The 21,528-nt window shown below is 71.5% G+C and carries 18 protein-coding genes; 3 read left to right on the top strand and 15 right to left on the bottom strand.

The window, feature by feature from the left end:
* Positions 1-68: 68 nt before the first annotated feature.
* Positions 69-659: a peptide deformylase gene (gene def, locus WMJ97_RS05340; RefSeq protein WP_347347938.1), complete on the top strand. Its 591-nt coding sequence runs from the start codon at positions 69-71 to the stop codon at positions 657-659.
* 75 nt (positions 660-734) lie between these two features.
* On the opposite strand, the gene WMJ97_RS05335 is transcribed toward def, so the two are convergent.
* Positions 735-1,535 (bottom strand): RNA methyltransferase, encoded by an 801-nt coding sequence (locus WMJ97_RS05335; RefSeq protein ID WP_347347937.1) that lies wholly within the window; start codon positions 1,533-1,535, stop codon positions 735-737.
* Between the two features lie 18 nt (positions 1,536-1,553).
* On the opposite strand from WMJ97_RS05335, the gene WMJ97_RS05330 reads away from it, so the two are divergent.
* Positions 1,554-2,528 carry a bile acid:sodium symporter family protein gene (locus WMJ97_RS05330; RefSeq protein ID WP_347347936.1) on the top strand — a complete coding sequence of 325 codons (975 nt, stop codon included), beginning with the start codon at positions 1,554-1,556 and terminating at the stop codon, positions 2,526-2,528.
* Positions 2,529-2,605: 77 nt separating this feature from the next.
* Here the strand turns inward: WMJ97_RS05330 and WMJ97_RS05325 are convergent, their stop codons facing one another.
* The 13 genes from WMJ97_RS05325 to WMJ97_RS05265 form a co-directional block, all read right to left on the bottom strand.
* On the bottom strand, positions 2,606-3,616 hold the full coding sequence (locus WMJ97_RS05325; protein ID WP_347347935.1) for an L-idonate 5-dehydrogenase: 1,011 nt from the start codon (positions 3,614-3,616) through the stop codon (positions 2,606-2,608).
* 15 nt (positions 3,617-3,631) lie between these two features.
* A complete protein-coding gene (locus tag WMJ97_RS05320; RefSeq protein WP_347347934.1) occupies positions 3,632-5,116 on the bottom strand; it encodes a mannitol dehydrogenase family protein in 1,485 nt (494 codons plus the stop codon).
* Between the two features lie 110 nt (positions 5,117-5,226).
* Positions 5,227-6,006: an IclR family transcriptional regulator gene (locus WMJ97_RS05315; protein WP_347347933.1), complete on the bottom strand. Its 780-nt coding sequence runs from the start codon at positions 6,004-6,006 to the stop codon at positions 5,227-5,229.
* A gap of 19 nt (positions 6,007-6,025) precedes the next feature.
* Positions 6,026-7,804: a methionine--tRNA ligase gene (gene metG / locus WMJ97_RS05310; RefSeq protein ID WP_347347932.1), complete on the bottom strand. Its 1,779-nt coding sequence runs from the start codon at positions 7,802-7,804 to the stop codon at positions 6,026-6,028.
* Positions 7,805-7,843: 39 nt separating this feature from the next.
* Positions 7,844-8,917 carry an adenosine deaminase gene (locus tag WMJ97_RS05305; RefSeq protein ID WP_347347931.1) on the bottom strand — a complete coding sequence of 358 codons (1,074 nt, stop codon included), beginning with the start codon at positions 8,915-8,917 and terminating at the stop codon, positions 7,844-7,846.
* Positions 8,914-9,318: a cytidine deaminase gene (locus tag WMJ97_RS05300; RefSeq protein ID WP_347347930.1), complete on the bottom strand. Its 405-nt coding sequence runs from the start codon at positions 9,316-9,318 to the stop codon at positions 8,914-8,916. The genes WMJ97_RS05305 and WMJ97_RS05300 overlap by 4 nt, the downstream gene beginning before the upstream one ends.
* 33 nt (positions 9,319-9,351) lie before the next feature.
* Positions 9,352-10,644, bottom strand: coding sequence for an ABC transporter permease (locus WMJ97_RS05295; protein ID WP_347347929.1), 1,293 nt, complete (start codon positions 10,642-10,644; stop codon positions 9,352-9,354).
* Positions 10,641-11,816, bottom strand: coding sequence for an ABC transporter permease (locus WMJ97_RS05290; protein WP_347347928.1), 1,176 nt, complete (start codon positions 11,814-11,816; stop codon positions 10,641-10,643). Before WMJ97_RS05290 ends, WMJ97_RS05295 begins: the two co-directional genes overlap by 4 nt.
* On the bottom strand, positions 11,813-13,417 hold the full coding sequence (locus WMJ97_RS05285) for an ABC transporter ATP-binding protein (RefSeq protein WP_347347927.1): 1,605 nt from the start codon (positions 13,415-13,417) through the stop codon (positions 11,813-11,815). The genes WMJ97_RS05290 and WMJ97_RS05285 overlap by 4 nt, the downstream gene beginning before the upstream one ends.
* A gap of 92 nt (positions 13,418-13,509) precedes the next feature.
* Positions 13,510-14,592 carry a BMP family ABC transporter substrate-binding protein gene (locus tag WMJ97_RS05280; RefSeq protein WP_347347926.1) on the bottom strand — a complete coding sequence of 361 codons (1,083 nt, stop codon included), beginning with the start codon at positions 14,590-14,592 and terminating at the stop codon, positions 13,510-13,512.
* Between the two features lie 194 nt (positions 14,593-14,786).
* The gene (locus tag WMJ97_RS05275) at positions 14,787-16,367 is read right to left on the bottom strand and encodes a methylmalonyl-CoA mutase family protein (RefSeq protein WP_347347925.1); all 1,581 of its coding nucleotides are present in this window, start codon (positions 16,365-16,367) and stop codon (positions 14,787-14,789) included.
* Between the two features lie 151 nt (positions 16,368-16,518).
* Positions 16,519-17,733, bottom strand: a complete 1,215-nt coding sequence (locus WMJ97_RS05270; RefSeq protein WP_347347924.1) for a phosphotransferase — start codon at positions 17,731-17,733, stop codon at positions 16,519-16,521.
* Between the two features lie 105 nt (positions 17,734-17,838).
* Positions 17,839-19,170, bottom strand: a complete 1,332-nt coding sequence (locus tag WMJ97_RS05265) for a hemolysin family protein (protein ID WP_347347923.1) — start codon at positions 19,168-19,170, stop codon at positions 17,839-17,841.
* A gap of 115 nt (positions 19,171-19,285) precedes the next feature.
* Here WMJ97_RS05265 and WMJ97_RS05260 point away from each other — a divergent pair, with 115 nt between their 5' ends.
* Positions 19,286-20,284, top strand: a complete 999-nt coding sequence (locus WMJ97_RS05260) for a patatin-like phospholipase family protein (protein WP_347347922.1) — start codon at positions 19,286-19,288, stop codon at positions 20,282-20,284.
* A gap of 58 nt (positions 20,285-20,342) precedes the next feature.
* Here the strand turns inward: WMJ97_RS05260 and WMJ97_RS05255 are convergent.
* Positions 20,343-21,528 (bottom strand): AAA family ATPase (locus tag WMJ97_RS05255; protein WP_347347921.1); only part of this gene is annotated, 1,186 nt, incomplete at its 5' end.

The raw sequence follows: 21,528 nt of genomic DNA, 5'->3' as shown, positions 1-21,528 counted from the left end.
ATGGTCAGGTTGCTCGGGACGCCGCACCGGCGGTCCCGGCGTTTCACGGCGGCGAGGAGAGGGAGCTCATGGGCGACGACGATCTGCGGCAGGGTGGGAAGGTGTTGCCCATCACCCGGTGGGGTGAGCCCGTCATGCACGAGCAGACGCGCCCGGTGACCGAGTTCGACGACGAGCTCCGGCAGCTCGCCCGCGACATGTTCGCGACCATGCGCGCCGCCCAGGGCGTCGGGCTCGCGGCCACGCAGGTGGGCCTCGACCTCGCGCTGTTCGTCTTCGAGTGCCCCGACGACGACAACAAGATCCACCACGGGGCCATCTGCAACCCGACCGTCACGCTCCCCACCGGCAAGGAGCGCAACCTCGAGGCCAGCGAGGAGGGCTGCCTGTCGTTCCCGGGCGCCTACGAGAGCCTCGCCCGCCCCGACAAGGCCACCTGCACCGGCGTCGACGTCTGGGGCGAGCCGGTCACCGTCGAGGGCGCCGGGTTCCTCGCCCGCTGCCTGCAGCACGAGACCGACCACCTGAACGGCACCGTCTTCGGCGACCGGCTCAGCTCGCGGTCGCGTCGCAAGCTCGACGAGCGGCAGGCCGCCGTCGCGCACCTCTACCCCGCCGACTGGCCGGTGTCGCCGCGCAAGGCGGCTGCCGACGACTGACGCCGCGGGCGTCCGTCGAGCCCGGTGGACGCCGCCGGCGTCCGTCTGCCACCCGGACGCCCGGACGCCCCCTCGCTAGCGCAACGCCCAGCACGCCACCGCGGTCGCGGCGGCGACGTTCAGGGAGTCGACGCCGTGCTCCATGGGGATCCGGACGACGACGTCCGCCTCCCGCACCCACCGCTCCGACAGCCCGGCCCCCTCGGTGCCGACGAGCAGCGCCAGCTTCTCCGGACGCCCGCGGCCCACGAGTTCCTCCAGCGTCACCGCCCCCTCGCTCAGCGCGAGCGCGGCCACCGTGAACCCGGACGCCCGCAGCGCCGGCACCGCCGCCTCCCAGTCGTCGATGCGGGCCCACGGCAGCGAGAACACCGTCCCCATCGACACCTTGATCGCCCGCCGGTACAGCGGGTCGGCGGCCCGCGGCGCCAGCAGGACGCCGTCCCACCCGAGCCCCGCCGCGTTCCGGATGATCGCCCCCACGTTCGTGTGGTCGACGATGTCCTCCGCCACGACCAGCCGGCTCAGCCCCAGCAGATCCCCCATCGACGCCGGCTCCCCGCGCTCCAGCGAGGCCAGCGCCCCCCGATGCACGTGGAACCCCGTCACCCGCTCCGCCAGCGCCTCGGTCACGACGTACACCGGCGCCTCAGGATGGCGCGCCAGCACGTCGGCGAGCCCCGCCAGCCACCGCTCCGCCAGCAGGAACGACCGCGGCCGGTGCCCGGCCTCCACCGCCCGGCGGATCACCTTCTCGCCCTCGGCGATGAACAGGCCGCGCTCGGTCTCCAGTGACCGCCGCAGGGAGGCGTCCCTCAGCGACACGTAGTCGCGCAACCGGACGTCCGCGGGCTCGGTCACGGGAATCAACGGCATGCCACTAGGGTGGCCGCCATGGCAGCGCGCGGCAAAATCCGGATCGACCGGTTTCTCCTGGCGATCATCGCGGCCGCAGTCACGGCGTCCCTGCTGCCGGCGCGCGGCGTCGGCATCCCGATCCTGGAATGGGCGACGCGAATCGCGATCTTCATCCTCTTCTTCCTCTACGGCGCCCGGCTCCACCCGCGCGAGGCGCTCGACGGGCTGCGCCACTACAAGCTGCACCTCACGATCCTCGCGTTCACGTTCGTGCTGTTCCCCCTGATCGGGCTGCTGTTGGGGTTCCTGTCGCCCGGCGTGCTCTCCCCCGACCTGTACGCCGGGCTGCTGTTCGTGACCCTGTGCCCCTCCACCGTGCAGAGCTCGATCAACTTCACCTCCATCGCGCGCGGCAACGTCGCCGGGGCGATCGTGAGCGCGTCGGCGTCCAACCTGTTGGGGGTCTTCCTCACCCCGCTGCTCACGATCGCGCTCATGAACACGACCGGCCACGCCGACGTGGGCCTCGACTCGATCCTCGACATCGTCGGGCAGATCCTCGTGCCGTTCGTCATCGGCCAACTCTCCCGCCGGTGGACCGCCGACTTCGTCGCCCGGCACAAGAAGCTGAAGCTCGTCGACCAGGGCTCGATCGTGCTCGTCGTGTATTCGGCCTTCTCCGCCGGCATCCGCGAGGGCATCTGGTCCATGGTCGGCCCGCGCGACATCGCCGTGGTCGTCGCCGTCTGCCTCGTCGTGCTCGCCGCCGTGCTGTGGCTGTCGTGGCACGTCGCCCGCTGGGCGGGCTTCAACCGCGAGGACGCCATCGCGATCCAGTTCTGCGGCACGAAGAAGTCGCTGGCGTCCGGGCTGCCGATGGCGACCGTGCTCTTCGCCGGCCAGCCGATCGGGCTCATCATGCTGCCGCTGATGATCTTCCACCAGGCCCAGCTCATGGCCTGCTCCGCGCTGGCGTCGCGCTACGCGCGGCAGACGGAGGCGTCCGACTAGCGCATATGCGCCGCGGCGGCGCCCCTGCGCGAGGGACGCCGCCGCGGCGGCCTGCGGGTGGCCAGGATGGCCGGGTCTCAGCCCCAGAGCTCGACGAGCACCTTGCCGGAGATCTGGGAGTTCTTCGCGGTCTCGAACGCCTCCACGGCGTCCTCCGCCGGGATCACATGCGTGACGACCCCCGCGATGCGCGGGTCGCTGGCCAGCATCTCGACGGCCTGGTCGACCTCGTCGCTGAACCGGAACGTGCCGTGGTAGGTGATCTCCTTGGACACGAACGCGGCCAGGTTGATCGGACGCGGCTCGTCCGGCAGCATCCCGACCTGCACGACCGTGCCGGCCCGCCGGACGGCCGCCATCACCGGCGTGATCGCCACCGGCACCCCGGACGCCTCGAACGCCACGTCGTACGTCAGCGCGGGGATCTGCTCGGCCGTCACGTTGATCGTCCGCGTCGCCCCCACGGACGCCGCCCGCTCCAGCGGGCCGTCCAGCACGTCGGTGGCCGTCACCTCGGCGGCCCCGAGCGAGACCGCCGCCGCGACCAGCAGCAGCCCGATCGGGCCCGACCCCGACACGAGCACCTTCTTGCCCTCGACGCCGCCCGCGATCTTGATCGCGTGCAGCCCGACGGCCAACGGCTCGGCGAGGGCCGCGTCTTTCAGCGAGAGCCCCTCGGGCAGGCGCCGCAGCTGGCTCTTGTCGAACAGGTAGTACTCGCTCATCGCACCCTGGGTGTGCGGCCACGTGGACGCGCTGCCCAGGTAGGCGCCGTTCGGCCACAGGTTCGGCTTGTCCTCCAGCCCCTCCTCGGGGGTGCCGAACGTCGCGGGGTGGAACGTCACCGGCGTGCCCGGCTCGTACTCCCCCGACGGGTCGAGGTCGACGGTGCCCGACATCTCATGCCCGGGGCACAGCGGCTCCCGGACGACGAACTCGCCGTTCTTCCCCTCGAAGTAGTAGTGCAGGTCGGACCCGCAGATGCCGCCGAAGGCCATCTTCACGCGGACCTGGTCGCCGGTGGGCTCGGGCGTCGGCACCTCGTCGAGGCGGATGTCGTCCTTGCCGTGGATCATCAGGGCTTTCATCGTTGTTCTCTCTCCTCAGAAATGGCTGGGCGCGAGCGCGAGTTGGGCGGCGGCCCGGACGCCGTCGTTGACGATGGCCTCGCAGAACTCGACGACGCGGTCGGTGAACTCGGGGTGGGCGGCGAGGGCGTCGGGGAAGAAGCCGCCGGTCATGATCGCGGTGACGTGCGAGCGCACGTCGGTGGCGTCCTGGGTCGCGGCGAGCAGCCGCTCCTTCGCCGGCTCGGCCATGGCGTCCGCGATGGGGCCGGGCTGGAACCCGGCCGGGGGCACGACGCAGCAGATCCAGCCCGCGACGGTCAGGGCGAGCTGCTGCGGCACCTCGCCGCGGTCGAGCATCAGGACGGCCGGCTCGGGCACGCGCTGCACGAGCTTCGTGGAGCCGTCGGAGCCGACGCGGAACGTCTTGTCGCCGAGGGCCGTGTTGTTCCAGCGGTCGAACAGGCTCTCGATGTAGGCGGGGGCGTCGAAGCCGTCGGGCAGCGGGATGCTCGGCAGGTACTCGTTCTCGATGGCCGCGCGCACGCAGTCGGCGACGAACTGCTGGGCCCGCGACGCCGGGATCGTGTCGCGCCCGTCGAGCGCGCCCAGGTAGGCGATCAGCGAGTGCGAGCCGTTCAGCAGGCGCAGCTTGACGAGCTCGTACTTCTCGACCTCCTCGGTGAAGATCGCGCCGCCGGCCTCCCACTTCGGACGCCCCGCGGCGAAGTGATCCTGGATCACCCACATCGTGAAGCGCTCGGCGGGGACGGGGCAGGCGTCCTCGACGCCCAGGATGCGCTCGACCGCGGCCTTCGTGTCGTCGGTCGGCCCGGGGACGATCCTGTCGACCATCGCGTTCGGGAACGTCACGTTCTCGGCCAGCCAGGCGCGCATCGCCTCCGACGCCCCGGACGCCTCCAGGTACTGCCCGACGGCCGCCTTCGTCGTGTTGCCGTTGCTGACGAGGTTGTCGCACGAGAGCACGGTGATCGGGGCCTGGTTCGCCTCGAAGCGCCGCACGAGCCCCTCGGCGATGAGGCCCAGCGGGGTCTTCGGCTCGCCCGGGTTGGCCAGGTCGGCGGCGATGTCGGGCGAGGAGGTCTCCAGCTCGTTCGTGCGCGAGTTGAGGTGGTAGCCCGCCTCCGAGATCGTCAGCGTCAGGATCTTGTGGGCCGGGTCGGCGATCGCCTCGAGCACCTGCGGGCCATCCTCCGCCGCCACGAACGTGCGCCGGTGCACGTCGACGACGCCGACCTCCTCGCCGGCCGGGTCGAGCGTGAGGATCGAATACAGGTGCTCCTGAGCCTCCATCGCGTCGACGACGCGGTGGGAGCGGTTCGCGATGCCGACGATGCCCCAGTCGCCCGGCTCCTCGGCCAGCGCCTTGGCGGTGTACACCGCCAGGTGCGCCCGGTGGAAGTTGCCGAGCCCGAAGTGGACGATGCCCGTCCGCTGCGGCGCCGCCGCCCCGATGAGGTGCCCCTCGGGGAGGTTCGCATGGTTCAAACGGTCGCTCACTCGTACCTCGTCTCTGAGTCGTTTCGCCAGGAGAAACACCCCGGCGCGCTGTTCAAAACACAGTCTGCCCTCGTCCGGACGCCTCGGCAACGGTTGCGGCGAAAGTGCACTCAGTTGCCGCCCAACGGCGGAATCGTCAGGCCCGAGGGCAGGAACCGCGGCACCAGCTCACCGACGACGCCGGCCAGCTCGTCGCACCGCTCGGCCGTCATGCGCTCCGCCGGGGCGGTCACGCTGATCGCGGCCACGGCCGAGATGCCCCGCAACACCGGGACGCCCAGGCAGGCCACCCCCGGCTGGTTCTCTCCCCACTCCGTCGCGAAGCCGCGCCGGCGGGCGTCCTGCAGCATCCGCCACAGGCGAGCCGGTTCGGGCCGCTGGGACGCCGGCAGCCCCGCCAGGTAGGGCGGAAGCTGGTCGACGCTGTCGCAGATGCGCGACAGCACGGCCCGGCCGAGCGAACTCGTCGCCGCCGGCACGGTCTGCCCGACCCGCGACCACACGCGGATCGACCGCTCCGGCTCGACCTTGTCGAGGTACACCACCTGGTCCCCCGCCAGGACGCCGAGGTGCACCAGCTCGTCCACCTCGCGGCAGAGCGCGAGGATCGCGGGATGCAACAGCGTCCTCAGGCTGACGTCGGAGTAAAAGGAGTCCCCCAGCCCGATCGCGGCGGCGCCGAGCACGTAGTGGCCGTTCCCGCCCTGCTGGGTGCAGAACCCGCGGGCGCGCAGGGTCGCCAGCGCGCGGTAGGCGGTGGACTTGTTCAACTGCTCGGACGCCGACAGCTCGGCCAGCGTCGCGCCGTCGGCGCCGGCGCGAGCGAGGGCGTCCAAGAGCCGCAAGGCGCGGTCGATGGCTTCGACAGGTGCGACGGGGTGATCGCTCATGGTTGCCGCCGGGCGATTCTCAGGCGACCGGCGCCCAGGCCGGCCCCGTCTTTCCCAGCTTCTCGTCAAGCTTGCGGAAGATCGGCGTCGGCTTGGCCAGCGGCGTGCCGGGCTTCAGCGGGATCGACTCCCACCGCGCCTGCTGGTGCACGTAGTCGCCGCGGAGCACCGGGTAGCCCGGCCCGCCCTCCTCGTCGACCTCCACCAGTTCGGGCTGCGCGGCCCACACGCCCTCGCCGCCGAGCGCCTCGAACACCTTCTGCGCCGCATGCGGCAGGAACGGAGTCAGCAGCGTGTTGCAGTCGGCGACGGCCTGCAGCGCGGTGGCCAGGACCGTGTCGCGGCGCTCCGGATCGTCCTTGAGCTTCCAGGGCTCACAGTCGGAGATGTACTTGTTCGCGAGCCCGACCACCCGCATCGCCTCGCTGATCGCCTGCTTGAACCGGCAGCGGCCCAGCAGTTCGCCCACGGTCTCGAAGGCGGCCCGGGACGCCTCGAGCAGCTCGGCGTCCACCGGCTCAGGCTTGGTCGCCTCGGGGATCGCGCCGACGTTCTTGTAGGCCATCGAGATCGAGCGGTTCACCAGGTTGCCCCACTCGTTGGCGAGCTCGAAGTTGATGCGCCGGACGAACTCGTCCCACGTGAAGTCCGTGTCCTGGTTCTCGGGGCCCGCGACCGCGATGAAGTAGCGCAGGGCGTCCGGCCCGAACTCGGCGAGGAAGTCGCGCACGTAGATCACCTTGTTGCGCGAGGTGGAGAACTTCGAGCCCGACATCGTGAGGAACTCGCTGCTCACGATCTCCGTCGGCAGGTCGAGGCGCCCGAACGCGCTCGGCTCGCCGCCGCGGCTACCCTCCCCGTTCGCGCCGGTGAGGATGCCCGGCCAGATCACCGTGTGGAAGGTGATGTTGTCCTTCCCCATGAAGTAGAAGGACTCGTTGCCCTCGGTCCAGAACCGCCTCCAGGCGTCCGGGTCGCCGCTGCGGCGCGCCCATTCGACGGACGCCGACAGGTACCCGATGACCGCGTCGAACCACACGTAGATGCGCTTCATCGGCTCGTTCTCCCACTTCGGCAGCGGGATCGGGACGCCCCAGTCCAGGTCGCGCGTGATCGCGCGCGGCTTCAGGTCCTTGGCGAACTCCCGGCTGAACCGGATGACGTTCGGACGCCAGTCCTCCCGGTCGGCCAGCCACGCCTGCAACTGGTCGGCGAGAGCCGGCAGGTCGAGGAAGAAGTGCTCGGTCTCGACGAAGTCCGGCACCTCGCCGTTGATGCGGCTGTGCGGGTCCTTCAGGTCGATCGGGTCGAGCTGGTTACCGCAGTTGTCGCACTGGTCGCCGCGGGCGCCGTCGTAGCCGCAGATCGGGCACGTGCCCTCGATGTAGCGGTCGGCGAGCGTGCGGCCGGTCGACGGGCTGATCGCGCCCATCGTCACCTTCGTGGTCACGTAGCCGTTGTCGTACAGCGCCCGGAACAGCTCCTGGACGACCGCCCGGTGGTTCAGCGTCGTCGTGCGGGTGTACAGGTCGTAGGAGAGGCCGAGGCCCTGCAGGTCTTCGGCGATGACGCGGTGGTACTTGTCGGCGGTCTCGCGGGCGCTGAGGCCCTCGGAGTCGGCCTTCACCTGGATCGCGGTGCCGTGCTCGTCGGTCCCCGACACCATCAACACGTCGTTGCCCTGCATTCGCTGGTAGCGCGCGAAGACGTCGCAGGGCACGGCGAAGCCACTCACGTGGCCGATGTGGCGCGGACCGTTGGCGTACGGCCAGGCCGCGCAGGCGAGGATCGTTGTCATGATCCCCACCCTATCGTCGGTGGCGGGGCGGCCCCCTCCTCAGCCCGCCGCCCGGAAGCCGGGCACGATCACGTCCTCCACGAGCGCGCGGCGGCGGTCGTAGCGGTAGAAGGCGCTCTTGGCCGCGTTCAGGGTGAACCAGCGCAGGTCCTTCAGCGTGAAGTCGAAGGCGTCCGCGAGCAGGGCGAGTTCGCGGCTCAGCGTCGTCCGGCTCATCAGGCGGTTGTCGCAGTTCACCGTCACCCGGAACCGCAGGGCGGCCAGCAGCCCGAACGGGTGCGTCCGGACGGAGTCGCAGATGCCCGTCTGCACGTTCGAGCTCGGGCACAGCTCCAGCGGGATGCGGCGGTCGCGCACGTAGGTCGCGACCTCGCCCAGCTCGTACCCGGACGCCGTCCGCGCGATGTCCTCCACCAGCCGGACGCCGTGCCCGATGCGCGACGCCCCGCACAGCTGCACGGCCTCCCAGATCGAGGCGACCCCGAACGCCTCCCCCGCGTGGATCGTGAACGGCACGTTGTGCCGTCTCAGGTAGTCGAAGGACGCCGCGTGCAGGCTCGGCGGGTACCCCGCCTCCGCGCCCGCGATGTCGAAGCCGCACACGCCGTCGTCGCGCCGGTCGACGGCGAGGGACGCGATGTCCGGACGCGGCGTCCCGTGCCGCATCGACGTCACGATCTGCCGCGCGACGATCGGCCGCCCGGCGCGCGCGGCCGCGTCCATGCCCTCGGCCATGCCGTCACGGACCGCGTCGACCGCCTCGCCGACGCTCAGCCCGCCGGCCGTGTGCTGGCCGGGCGCCCACCGCGCCTCGGCGTAGACGACGCCGTCGGCGGACTGATCCTCGACGAACTCGCGGGCGACCCGGCGCAGGTGGGCGGCGGTCTGCATGCAGGCGATCGTGTGCTCGAACGTCTCCAGGTAGCGCACCAGCGAGCCCGAGTCGGCGGCCTCGAAGAACCAGTCGGCCAGGGCGTCCGGGTCGGTGGTGGGCAGCGCGTGGCCGGCCTCGGCGGAGAGTTCGACGACGGTCTGCGCGCGCAGCCCGCCGTCCAGGTGGTCGTGCAGCGTCACCTTCGGCAACGCGCGGATCCGTTCGATGTCCAGGCTCATCGTCCCTGCCCCTCTCTCAGGTCGTCGGCGCCGAACGCCAGCGGCAGGACGTCGGCCATCGTCCGGACGCCCGCCGGCGTCTCGATCAACAGGTCGGCCCCGCCGTGCTCCCACAGGAGCTGCCGGCAGCGCCCGCACGGCATGATCACGTCGCCGGGGCCGTTCACGCACACGAACGCGACGAGGCGTCCGCCGCCGCCGGCCACGAGCGACGAGATCAGCCCGCACTCGGCGCACAGCGCGACGCCCAGCGCGGCGTTCTCGACGTTGCACCCCGTGACGACGCGGCCGTCGTCCGCGAGGGCCGCCGCGCCCACCCGGTAGTCGGAGTAGGGCGCGTAGGCGCGCCCGGCGACGTCCGCGGCGGACGTGCGCAGGGCGTCCCAGTCGATGTCACGCATGGGTGGAGGCTACGCCCGGCGCGGGGCCGCGCGTCACTTGGTGTAGGGGACGCCGTCGGCCGCCGGGCCGCGGCTGCGTCCGATGAGGCCGGCGACCGCCACGATCGTCGCGACGTACGGCAGCATCAGCAGGAACTGGGTCGGCATCGGCGTCTCCAGCGTCTGCAGTTGGGACGCCAGCTGCGTCACGAACCCGAAGAACACCGCCATCAGCGCGGCGCGCACCGGACGCCAGCGGCCCATGATCAACGCGGCCAACGCGATGAAGCCGTTGCCGACCGTGATGTCCTTGATGAAGCCGCCCGTGGAGCCGATCGTGAAGAACGCCCCGCCCAGTCCCGCGAACACGCCGCCCGCGAGCACGGCCTGCCAGCGGATGCCCCGCACCGAGATGCCCACCGTGTCGGCGGCGTCCGGATGCTCGCCGACCGACCGCACGCGCAGCCCCCAGCGGGTGCGGTACAGCAGGAAGGCCACGAGCGCGACCGACACCATGGCCAGGTAGACCAGGATCGTCTGGTTGAACAACACCGGCCCGAGCAGCGGGATCGCCGACAGGCCGGGGATCCCGATCGTCGGCATCGTCGGGGCCACGTTGAGGTCGCCCGAGTTCGGCTGCACGAGCTGGTCGAACAGGAAGCCCGTGATGCCGGACGCCAGCAGGTTCAGCACGACGCCCAGCACGACCTGGTCGACGAGGTACTTGATCGAGAACACGGCGAGCAGGGCGGCCATCGCGACCGCGGAGACCACCGCGGCGACGAGGGCGACCGGGATCGAGCCGGTCACCGAGCCCACGACCCCGGCCGTGAACGCGGCGACGAGGAACTGGCCCTCGATCGACACGTTCACCACGCCCGCGTTCTCGCACAGGACGCCGCACAGCGCGCCGAACACGAGCGGGGTCGCCAGGGCGACCGTGCCCGTGAGCTGGTTGCTCACCGGGAACGGGAACGCGCTGCCGGCCGCCGCCCACGTCACCGCGCCCAGCGCGACGAAGAGCCCGGCCAGGGTGCCGACGGCCGCGAGGGCGCGGCCGTGGAGGCGTCCGGTGAGGTAGACGGCGGCCGCGACCAGCGCGACGACCGCGGACACCACGACCGTCGGGACGCCGGGCAGGGTCACCGTGGGCAACTGGACGGCGTCGAAGGGGCTGGAGAGGGCGTAGCCGGCGTCCCCGGACGTCCGGGTGGCGAGCCACGCGAGCAGCAGCCCGAGCAGCCCGAGCAGGACGCCGGTCGACAGGCGGGCGCGGCGGGCGTCCCGGGATTCGTGATAGTCGAGCTGGATGACCTGACCGGCAGCCGACGCGGCGAGCGTGCTCATGCCTCACCTCCGACGAGGGACGTCTGCTTCGGGGGCCGCAGCTTCGGGACCAGCGCGCTGACCAGGGCCGGCGCGGCCACGAACAGCACGATCAGCGCCTGCAGCACGGTCGACAGCGTGAGCGGCGTGCCCGCGAGGCTCTGCATCGCCAGGCCGCCGGAATGCAGGCCGCCGAACAGCAGGCCCGCGAACACGATGCCCAGCGGCTTGCTGCGCCCCAGCAGCGCGACGGTGATCGCGTCGAAGCCGACCGACCCGACGAGCCCGAGCGACAGCGGCGTGGCGACGAGGTCGGCGCCCGGGCCGAGCGCCGCCTGGACGCCGGCGAGCCCGCACAGCAGGCCCGAGAGCACCATCGCGATGATGGTCGTGTTCGCCACGCTCATGCCGGCGGTGCCGGCGGCGTGCGGGTTGGCGCCGACGGCGCGCATCCGAAAGCCGATGGTCGAGCGGTCGAGGATCCACCACGTGGCCGCCGCCGCGAGCAGCGCGACCAGGAAGCCGACGTGGAACTGCTGGTAGATCACCGGGAACGCCGCCGTCGCGTCGATCTCGGGGGCGAGCGGGTCGTCGCGGCCCGGCCGCAGGAACGCGGGCGTGAGCAGCAGCCAGCTCAGCAGCATGGACGCCACGTAGTTCAGCATGATCGTCACGATCACCTCATGTGCCCCGGTGCGGGCCTTGAGGAACCCGACGATCCCGCCCCAGAACGCCCCGGCGACCAGGCCGCCCAACAGGGCGACGATCAGGTGCAGCACCGGGGGCAGGTGGAGGGCGAAGCCCACATACGACGCCCCGATCGACCCGAGGATCGCTTGGCCCTGGGCGCCGATGTTGAACAGCCCGGTGCGGAAGGCGAGGCCGACGCCGAGCCCCGCGCAGATCAGCGGGGCGGCGGCCCCGGCCGTCGCGGCGAGGGCCCCTGGCGAGCCGACCGCACCGACCACCAGCGCCGAGTACGTGCCCGCGACCTTGGCCCAGCTCGCCCCGAGCGGCAGGCCGGGCGCAGTGAAGAGGTAGGCGTACTGGGTGATGACGTCGGGGTCGGAGACGACCATGAGGATCGCGCCGACCAGCAGGGCCAGCACGAACGAGGCGACGGTCACGACCCACGCGCGGCCATGCGCCTGCCACCAGGTCGGACGCCGCGGCGCCGTGGTCGCTGTGCTCATCGGTTCTCCTTCGCGGACTCGCCGGGGGCGTCCGGGGCTGAGCGCGGGGCGTCGGCGGCCGACGTGCCGTCGCCGGCCGAGCGGACCGCCTCCTCGTAGCCGACGCCGGCCATCATCAGGCCCATCACGTCGCGGGGCGTCTCGGGTCCGACGACCCCGACGACCTTGCCGCGGAACATCACGAGCACACGATCGGCCAGCGCCTCCACCTCGTCGAGTTCGGTCGAGACCAGCACGACCGCCGTGCCCTTGTCGCGCTCGGCGAGGATGCGGCGGTGCAGGAACTCGATCGCGCCCACGTCGACCCCGCGCGTGGGCTGGCTGGCGACGAGCACCGACAGGTCGCGCGACAGCTCGCGCGCCAGGACGACCTTCTGCTTGTTGCCGCCCGACAGCGAACTCACCGGGTCTTCGATGGACTGGGCGCGGATGTCGAACTCCTGCCGCAGCCGCTCCGCGTTGTCCTGGATCGCCGGCAGGTTCAGCGCGAGGCCCCGCGCGAACGGCGGCCCGCCGGCGCGGTTGAGCACGAGGTTCTCGGCGATCGTGAAGGGGGCGACGAAGCCGTCGTCCTCCCGGTCCTCGGGCACGAAACCCATCCCGGCCCGGATGGTGTCGCGCGGCGTCGCCTTCGCGATGGACGCCCCGTCGAGCGTGATCGACCCCGACAGGGGCGCGATGTTGCCGAGGAGGGCGTCCGCGAGTTCGGACTGCCCGTTGCCCTGGACGCCCGCCACGCAGAGGATCTCTCCCCCGCGCACCTCGAAGCTGACCCCGTCGACCACGACGCCGCCCGCGGCGTTCGCGACCCGCAGATCCTCCACCGCCAGCCGGACGCCGCCCGCCTCCGCGGGCTCCTTCGCCACCCGCAGATCGACGGCCCGGCCGACCATGAGCTCGGCGAGGTCGGCCTCGGAGGTGTGCGGCTCGGCGTGCCCGACGATGCGCCCGCGCCGCATCACCGTGATGCGGTCGGCGATCGCGCGCACCTCGCGGAGCTTGTGGGTGATGAAGACGATCGCCTTGCCCTCGTCGCGCAGCGCGGTCATGACGGCCATCAGCTCGTCGATCTCCTGCGGCGTGAGCACGGCGGTGGGCTCGTCGAAGATCAGGAACCGCGCGTCGTTGGCGAGGGCCTTCAGGATCTCGACCCGCTGCTGGACGCCGACGGGCAACTCCTCGACGACGGCGTCCGGGTCGACCGGCATGCCGTAGCGCCGGCCGATCTCGCGCACCTTGGCGCGGGCGGCGTCCTTGTTCAGGAGGGGGCCGCCCTCGCGGCCCAGGACCATGTTCTCGGCGACCGTGAACACCTCCACCAGCATGAAGTGCTGGTGAACCATGCCGATGCCGGCCGCCATGGCCTGCTTCGGGTTGGCGAAGGTGACGGGCGCGCCGTCGATGAGGATCTCGCCGCCGTCGGGCTGATACAGCCCGTACAGCACGTTCATCAGCGTCGACTTGCCGGCCCCGTTCTCCCCCAGCAGGCAATGGATCTCGCCAGGGCGTACGTCCAGGTCGACGGCGTCGTTCGCGGTGAACGACCCGAAACGCTTGGTGATGCCACGGAGCCGGAGCCCCCGGGTGTCTTGCTCGGCCACAACCAGCATCCTTCCACGAGGCGGGCGGGTCCTCCGCCCGGGACGCGCGAAGGGAGGCCCACCCGGACCTCCCCTCGCCGCGGACGTTCGCCCTAGCCGGTGACCTTCACCGCGCCGGAGATGATGTCCCTTTGCAGTTGCTCCAGCTCGGCCTTCGTCTCGGCCGGCACCTTGCTGTCGAAGTCGTGGAACGGCGCGAGGTAGACGCCCTTGTTCTCCAGGGTGCCCACGTAGGTCTTGTTGCTGAACGTGCCGTCCTTGGCTTCCTTGATCGCCTCGAGCACCGCGACATCCATCGCCTTGCCGACCGAGGTCGGGATCACGGCGCGGTACTTCGGCATCGACTCGTAGCCGTCGGAGTCGACCCACATCGACAGCACCTTGCCGCCCGACTCCTGGGCCGCCTGCAGCCCGCCCTCGGACGCCGGCCCCGCGACCGGCAGGATGACGTCGGCGCCCTGCGAGATCAGGTTCTTCGCGAGCTGCTTGCCGCCCGCCACGTCGGAGAACTTGTTACCCGGGATGAACGTGCCGGTCTTGTTCGCGGGGTTCCACCCGACGACCTTGACCTGCTTGCCCTTCTTCTGGTTGTAGTAGTCGACGCCGCGGGCGTAGCCGTCCATGAAGCTGGTGACGGTGGGGAACGGCGCGCCGCCGTACGTGCCGACCGTGCCGGTCTTCGACAGGGACGCCGCGAGGTACCCGGCCAGGAACGACGGCTGCGCGGTGTCGAACGTGAGGCCCTTCACGTTGTCGGCGGGCTTGTCGTAGCCGAAGTCGACGATGGCGAACTTGATGTCGGGGTTCGCCTTCGCGGCCTTGTCGGTCGCGTCGCCCAGGGCGTACCCGACGGTCACGATGGTCTTGCACTTCGCGGTGACCATGGCCTGCACGTTCTTCGCGTAGTCGGCCACCGTGGAGGACTGCACCTCCTTCGTCTGGATGCCGAGCTGGGCCTTGGCGTCCATCATGCCCTTGTATGTGGTCTCGTTGAACGACTTGTCGTCGAAGCCGCCCTCGTCGGAGACCATGCAGGCGAGGTAGTCGGACTGCGTCGCCGCCGTGGTGGCCGACGCGCCCCCCGGGGACGCCGTCGTGGTCTGACCGGGCGGGGTGGCACACCCGCCGAGGACAAGGGCGAACGCGAGGCCCGCGCCGATCATTGACTTCTTCACTGCCGCCTCCATGCGTGGTCTGAGGCCCGGCTGCGTCCGGGGCACGGTCATCGTAACCCGGCCCCAGGAGTTCACCTGGCGTTCTTTTCGGCTTTCGTCACCCAACCGCAACGCGAGCCGGCGGCGTCCGGAACGCGGTGCGGCCCCCACCCGGGGAACCGGATGGGGGCCGCACGGCTGAACCGACGAGAGGCTTACACGCCGTCGTTCGGCTGGTACTGGCCCCAGACGTCGCGGAGCGCGTTGCAGACCTCGCCGATCGTGGCGGACAGCTTCAGCGCCTCGCGCATCGGGTAGAGCAGGTTCTCGTCGCCCTGCGCGGCCTCCTTGATCTTCGCGAGCGCGGCCTCGACGGCCTCGTTGTCGCGACGGGAGCGGAGGTCGGCCAAGCGGGCCTTCTGCTGATCGCCGATGGTCGGGTCGACGCGGAGGGGCTCGTAGTGCTCCTCCTCGTCGATCTGGAAGCGGTTGACGCCGACGACGACGCGCTCGCCGCTGTCGACCTGGGTGGCGTAGGTGAACGCCGAATCCTCGATCTCGCCCTTCTGGTAGCTCTGCTCGATCGCCTTCACGGCGCCGCCGTGCTCGTCGACCTTCGCGATGTACTCCCAGATCTCGGCCTCGAGGGCGTCCGTCAACGACTCGACGACGTACGAGCCGGCCCACGGATCGACCGTCTTGCAGACGTCGGACTCGAACGCGATGATCTGCTGGGTGCGCAGCGCCAGGCGGGCCGCCTTCTGCGTCGGCAGCGCGATGGCCTCGTCGAAGCTGTTCGTGTGCAGCGACTGCGTGCCGCCCATGGTCGCCGCGAGCGCCTGCACGGCCACGCGGACCATGTTCACCTCGGGCTGCTGCGCGGTCAGCTGGACGCCGGCCGTCTGCGTGTGGAAGCGCAGCATCATCGACTTCGGCTTCTGGGCGTTGAAGCGCTCCTTCATGATCTTCGCCCAGACGCGACGGGCGGCGCGGAACTTCGCGACCTCCTCGAGGATCGTCGTGCGGGCCACGAAGAAGAACGACAGGCGCGGCGCGATGTCGTCGACGTGCAGCCCGGCCTTCTGAGCGGCCTCGACGTAGGCGATGCCGTCGGCGAGGGTGAACGCGATCTCCTCGGCCGGCGTCGCGCCGGCCTCGGCCATGTGGTAGCCGGAGATCGAGATCGTGTTCCACTTCGGGATGTTGTCGCGGCAGTACGCGAAGATGTCGGAGATCAGCCGCAGCGACGGGGCCGGCGGGAAGATGTAGGTGCCGCGGGCGATGTACTCCTTGAGCACGTCGTTCTGGATCGTGCCGGTGAGCTGATCCGCCGGCGTCCCGTTCTCTTCGGCGACGAGCTGGTAGAGCAGCAGCAGCACGGCAGCGGGGGCGTTGATGGTCATCGACGTGGAGACCTTGCCGAGGTCGATGCCGTCGAACAGGATCCGCATGTCTTCGATCGAGTCGATCGCGACGCCGACCTTGCCGACCTCGCCCTCGGCGATCGGGGCGTCGGAGTCGTGGCCCATCTGCGTGGGCAGGTCGAAGGCGACCGACAGGCCCATCGTGCCGTTGGCGATGAGCTCCTTGTACCGCTGGTTGGACTCCTGCGCGTTGCCGAAGCCGGCGTACTGACGCATGGTCCACGGGCGGGCGGTGTACATGGTCGGGTATACGCCCCGCGTGTAGGGATACTTGCCCGGCGCACCGAGTTGCTCCTCGGGCTTGAAATCCTTCAGCGCTTCAGGGCCGTACACCGGCTCAAACGGTGTTCCAGACTCAGTCAATCCACTCATGTGGGCAGCCTACTCCGGAGGCACTTTTCGCGAGCGGGCTTCGGAGAGTTCGCCGGGACGCATTCCGTAGCCCTTCCGGGAGGGCGGACGTTCGTCCGGACGCCCGCGCGCGGGAGGCTGACGAGCCGGCGCCGCGGAGGCACCGGGGCGCTCAGGCGACCTGCCGGACCAGGGCCTCGGCGGCGTCCAGCATCGCGAGGGTCTCACGCTGCCAGTCGGGCTCCTGCCCGCGGTAGGGGCCGGTCGCGAGCGAGATGATCACGGCCGCGGCCCGCAGGCGCAACTCGATGGGGTCGACCCGCTCGTCGAACACCGGCACCCAGTCGCGGATGAGCCGATGCACGCGCTCGGTCTGCTCGCCGTTCATGCGCTGGATCGTCGTCAGGTGCGCGACGAGGCAGGCGAGGTCGTCGGCGCGGCGGCCGGGGCCGATCGTGTCCACGTCGAGGACGCCCACGACGCGCCCGCGCGCGACGTGCAGTTGGCCCTCGTGGAAGTCTCCGTGCGTGGGCTCGTCGCCGGCGGGTATCCCGGCGAGCCCCGCGGAGATCGCCTGCACGAGCCACCCCATCCGGCGCTCGGTGGCCGGCAAGGCGCCGGTGACCATCGCGCCGTAGTGCCCGACCGAGTCCGACCAGGGCGGACGCCGCGGCAGCTTCGCCACGCCGGCGGGCATGGCGTCCAGCAGCTCGACAAGCTGCTCGCCGGTGCACGGCGGGACGGTCTCGAAGACCGCGCGCGCCAGCGGGACGCCCGGCAGCTCCCGCAGCACCAGGAGGCAGTCGGACGTCTCGGCGGCGACGACGGGCGCCGGGACGCCCGCGTCCGCGAGGAGGCGGTGCCGGAGGGCGACCTCCTCGAACAAGCGCTGCCGGAGCACCTTCACGTAGAGGCGTTCCCCGGGGTTGCCCGCGACGTCGACGCTTAGCACGGCGCGGCGGCGGGGCCGGTAGCCGATCATGTCGAGCGTCAGGTCGGAGCCCGCGACCTTCTCGGGGAAGACCCGGTGCTCGTTCAACACGTCGGCCATGGAATCGGGGTAGGCGGCGCGGGCCAACCCGGGCAGATCGGGGTCGTGCGGGTAGAGCCAGACGGCCATCTGCCGCTCGCCGTCGGCGAAGATCTCGGCTTTGGAGTCGTTGCCCGAGATGCCGTCGGCGCGGGCCGAGACGCCGAGCAACTCCTCGCGGCGGCCGTACGGCCAGGCGACGAGCGCGGCGAAGGTCGCGGTCGTCGAGAGCTGCGGGTTGTTGTCGATGTGGTCGAGCTCCCAGCTCAGCAGGTCGCCGCCGGCGTGCGCGACCGCGGCCGCGAGCAGATCACCGGCCTCGGCGGACGCCAGAAAGGCAGCACCGTCGTCGCTCATGGGACCCCCCAGCCTTGCTCACTACGGTCCGGGGGACACCCTAGCGGCAGCGCGGACCGCGCGCCGAGCGGCGTCCGGAGACCCTCGCACACCGGCCCGCACCCCTCACTCGGCGGACGCCTCGGGCAGCGGGCCGCGTCTCTCGACGGCGATGCGCGCGGCGCGGCGTCCGTCGACCTCGGTGACCCGGAGAACGAAGGTCTCCGGCGTCCCGCCCTCGATCTCGGCCGGGCTGAGCACCGCCGCCACCTCGTCGCCGACCGCGGGGAGGCGTCCGAGCTGGGCCATGACGAACCCGGCGACCGTGTCATAGGGGCCCTCGGGGATGGCGAAGCCTGTCTGCTCGCCGAACTCCTCCAGGGTGGTGAGCCCGTCGAGTTCGCCGGGGGACGTGGTCGCCTCGGGCTCGAGGGGCTCGTCGAACTCGTCGGTGATGTCGCCGATGAGCTCCTCGACGAGGTCCTCGATCGTGACGATGCCGGCGGTGCCCCCGTACTCGTCGCGGACGATGATGAGGTGCAGGTTGTTCGCCTGCATGTACGACAGGGCCCGCAGGATCTTCACCGTGCCGGGCAGGGCGTCGATCGGGCGGACGAGCTGGCTGATCGGCGTCTGGCGCTCGCTGGGATCGAGGTCGAAGAGGTCGCGGATGTGCAGGAACCCGAGCACGTCGTCGACGTCACGCCCCACCACCGGGTAGCGCGAGTGCGCGCCCTCCCCCACCTCGCCGAGCGCGCGATACGCGGGCAGGTCGCCGTCGAGGAAGTCCACCTCCGTGCGCGGGATCATCGCCTCGCGCAGGCTCACCTGGCCGGCCGCGAACACCTCGTCCACGATCTGCCGCTCGCGCTCGCCGAGCGTGGCCGAGCTGTTCACCATGGCGCGGAGCTCTTCGTCGGTGACCTCCTCGCGCGACGCGCGCGGGTCGCCGCCGAGAACGCGCACGGCCACGTTCGTGGAGACGCCGAGAAACCAGATGACCGGCCGGGCGAGGGTCGCGATCACGCGCACCATCGGGGCCAGTGCGAGCGAGAACGACTCGGAACTCTGCATCGCGAGGCGCTTGGCCGTCAGCTCGCCCAGCACGATCGAGAAGTACGAGATGACGATGGTGACCAGCACCAGCGCGATGGGTCGCGCGGCCGGCTCGGGCAGGCCCCACGAGACGAGGACGGGGGCGAGCTCGTCGGACAGCGTCGCGCCGCCGAACGCGGCCGACAGGAAGCCCGAGAGCGTCACGCCGATCTGGACGGCGCTGAGGAAGAGGTTGGGGTCGCCCGCGAGCGACGCGACGGCCTGCCCGCGCGTGCCCCGCGTGGCCAGTTGCTTCACCTGCGAGTCGCGCAGCGAGACGAGAGCCATCTCCGCGGCCGCGAACACGCCCCCGATGACGATGAACAAGGCGATGAGGAGGATGTTCGTGATCGTGTCGGACACGGCGCCAATGTACCGCCTCGCTCCGCGGCTACAGTGGGCGACCCGGCGTCGCGAAACAGGCGTCCGGGGGTCGCAGGCGTCCGCTGCGACCGAGGGGAATCGGAGGCTTCGAACCATGCGGATCGCGCTGTCACTGGGCTCCGGAGGGGCGCGCGGGTACGCCCACATCGGCATCATCGACGAGTTGAAGGCGCGCGGACACACGGTCGTCGCGATCGCCGGCACGTCGATGGGCGCGCTGGTCGGTGGGCTGGAGGCGGCCGGACGCCTGGAGGAGTACGCCGAGTGGGTCACCGGCATGAGCCAGCGCGACGTGCTGCGGCTGCTCGACCCGGCGTTCAACGCGCCGGGCATCATCCGGGGGCAGCGGGTCATCGACCGGGTCGCGGACATCCTCGATGGGGCGCGCATCGAGCAGTGCCGCGTCCCGTTCACCGCCGTGGCAACGGATCTGACGACCCAGCGTGAGGTGTGGTTCCAGCACGGCCCGATGGCGACGGCGATCCGGGCGTCGATCGCGATTCCGTCCGCGTTCACGCCGGTGATGATCAACGGACGCCTCCTCGCGGACGGCGGGCTCGTCAACCCGGTGCCGATGGAGCCGCTGCTCGGGACGCCCGCCGACCTGACGATCGCCGTCGACGTCTCCGCGCGCGGGCGTCACGGGGGCACGCATCAGCCGGTGAGCGAGTCGTCCGACGAAGAGGACGCCGACTGGCGCGAACGCTTCCGGCGGAACACCGCCGGGCTGCTCGACAGCGAGGCGGTGCGGTCGCTGCTGGCGCTGGTCGGGCGACACCGGGGCGCGGACGGCGACGGTGAGAGTGGCCGCGAGGAGGGCGAGGCGCAGCCGGCGCAGGCGTCCGGCGGGCCGGTGGACGATCTCACGCTGCAGGAGCTCCCCCGTGATCTGCGCCTGACCGACGTGCTGTCGCTGTCGTACGGGGTGTCGGCGGCGATGCTCGGGCGGTTCCGGATCGCGGCGAACCCGCCCGACGTGCTGCTCACCGTCCCGATCGAGGCCGCCGGGGTGTTCGACTTCCACCGCGCGACCGAACTCATCGACCTCGGACGCAGCACCGCCGTCGACGCCTTGGACGCCGCAGGCCTCTAACCCGTGTGCGTTTCTACCTGACGTTCTCCACACTCTGGTGTGGAGAACGTCACACGGTTCAGCGCCGCCGCGAGCCCCACTCCCAGGTGGGCCGGGTCAACAGCCCCTGCCCGGCCACCTCGGTCTCCCCGTGCGGCTTCACCAGCTCGTGGCACACGGCCCCGCCGCCCCCCAGCGCCTCCGCGAGCCCCTCGTGGTGCGTCACCACGAGCACCTGGCCCCGCCCGGACGCCTGCCGCACCAACTCCGCCAACGGCCCCAGCAGCGACGGGTGCAGGGACGCCTCCGGCTCGTTCAGCACGAGCAGCGGCGGCGGCGCCGGGGAGAGCAGCGCGGTCGCCACGCACACGAACCGGAGCGTGCCGTCCGACCACTCGGACGCCTCCAGCGGACGCAGCATCCCCCGTTGCCGGAGCGAGACGGCGAACAGCCCGAGCGACTCCGACACCTCGAGCCGCGCGCCGTCGAACGCCGCCGCCACGGCGTCCGCCAGCGGACGGGCCCACGCGGACTCCAGGATCGTCTGCACCGCGGGCGCCAGGTCGCCGCCGTCGGCGGCGAGGGCGTCCGTTCTCGTGCCCGGGCACGGACGCCGCGCCGGCGCGCCCGCGTCCGTGCGGAACCCGTCGTAGAGCCGCCACCCCATCACCTCCCTCCGGACGGCCGACACCTCGGGGTTGCCCCGCGGGTCGGCGAGCTCGGCCAGCAAGCTGAGGTGCCCGGGCAGCCCGGCCCCCACGCGCGACGCGAGCACGGCCGCCGGCCGCAGCACCGGCCCCGCCCAGATCGCCTCGCGCTTGATCTGCGCGTCGTGGACGAACAGCGACTGCGACGGCGGGGGCAACCCGACGTCGATCAGGTACGAGAACCCCTCGGACGCGAACCCCAGCATCAGGCTCACCGGACGCCGCCGCCCCGCCGTGCCCTCCACCGGCACCTCGCCGCGCTTCATCGCGCCGCTGATCGTCTCGGGCCCCGCCCACAACACCGACGCGAGCCCGCCCGCCCTCGCCAGCGCCCCGATGAGCCGTCCCGACGCAGCCTCCCCCAGCAGCGCCAGCGCCCGATACAGGTTCGACTTGCCCACCCCGTTCGCCCCCGTCACCACGGTCAGCTCGCCCAGGGGCAGCACGACGTCGCGCAGAGACCGGTACCCGTGCACCGCCAGCGTCTTCAGCATGGCCGGCACGCTAGCGGCGACGGCTGACAGTTTCGCCGCCACCGTCCCCTTCGCCACCGGGTCC

The sequence above is a fragment of the Nigerium sp. genome, assembly GCF_039811905.1.
In the GTDB taxonomy this organism is placed as follows: Bacteria; Actinomycetota; Actinomycetes; order Propionibacteriales; family Propionibacteriaceae; genus Propioniciclava.
This window is presented reverse-complemented; position numbering and strand designations above follow the sequence as displayed.

What these genes read in the sequence shown, in the direction of transcription:
- WMJ97_RS05300 (WP_347347930.1), bottom strand. Translation starts at nt 9,318, where the DNA reads ATGCGTGACATCGACTGGGACGCCCTGCGCACGTCCGCCGCGGACGTC.
- WMJ97_RS05330 (WP_347347936.1), top strand. Translation starts at nt 1,554, where the DNA reads ATGGCAGCGCGCGGCAAAATCCGGATCGACCGGTTTCTCCTGGCGATC.
- WMJ97_RS05305 (WP_347347931.1), bottom strand. Translation starts at nt 8,917, where the DNA reads ATGAGCCTGGACATCGAACGGATCCGCGCGTTGCCGAAGGTGACGCTG.
- WMJ97_RS05295 (WP_347347929.1), bottom strand. Translation starts at nt 10,644, where the DNA reads ATGAGCACGCTCGCCGCGTCGGCTGCCGGTCAGGTCATCCAGCTCGAC.
- WMJ97_RS05275 (WP_347347925.1), bottom strand. Translation starts at nt 16,367, where the DNA reads ATGAGTGGATTGACTGAGTCTGGAACACCGTTTGAGCCGGTGTACGGC.
- WMJ97_RS05260 (WP_347347922.1), top strand. Translation starts at nt 19,286, where the DNA reads ATGCGGATCGCGCTGTCACTGGGCTCCGGAGGGGCGCGCGGGTACGCC.
- metG (WP_347347932.1), bottom strand. Translation starts at nt 7,804, where the DNA reads ATGACAACGATCCTCGCCTGCGCGGCCTGGCCGTACGCCAACGGTCCG.
- WMJ97_RS05270 (WP_347347924.1), bottom strand. Translation starts at nt 17,733, where the DNA reads ATGAGCGACGACGGTGCTGCCTTTCTGGCGTCCGCCGAGGCCGGTGAT.
- WMJ97_RS05290 (WP_347347928.1), bottom strand. Translation starts at nt 11,816, where the DNA reads ATGAGCACAGCGACCACGGCGCCGCGGCGTCCGACCTGGTGGCAGGCG.
- WMJ97_RS05315 (WP_347347933.1), bottom strand. Translation starts at nt 6,006, where the DNA reads ATGAGCGATCACCCCGTCGCACCTGTCGAAGCCATCGACCGCGCCTTG.
- def (WP_347347938.1), top strand. Translation starts at nt 69, where the DNA reads ATGGGCGACGACGATCTGCGGCAGGGTGGGAAGGTGTTGCCCATCACC.
- WMJ97_RS05325 (WP_347347935.1), bottom strand. Translation starts at nt 3,616, where the DNA reads ATGAAAGCCCTGATGATCCACGGCAAGGACGACATCCGCCTCGACGAG.
- WMJ97_RS05335 (WP_347347937.1), bottom strand. Translation starts at nt 1,535, where the DNA reads ATGCCGTTGATTCCCGTGACCGAGCCCGCGGACGTCCGGTTGCGCGAC.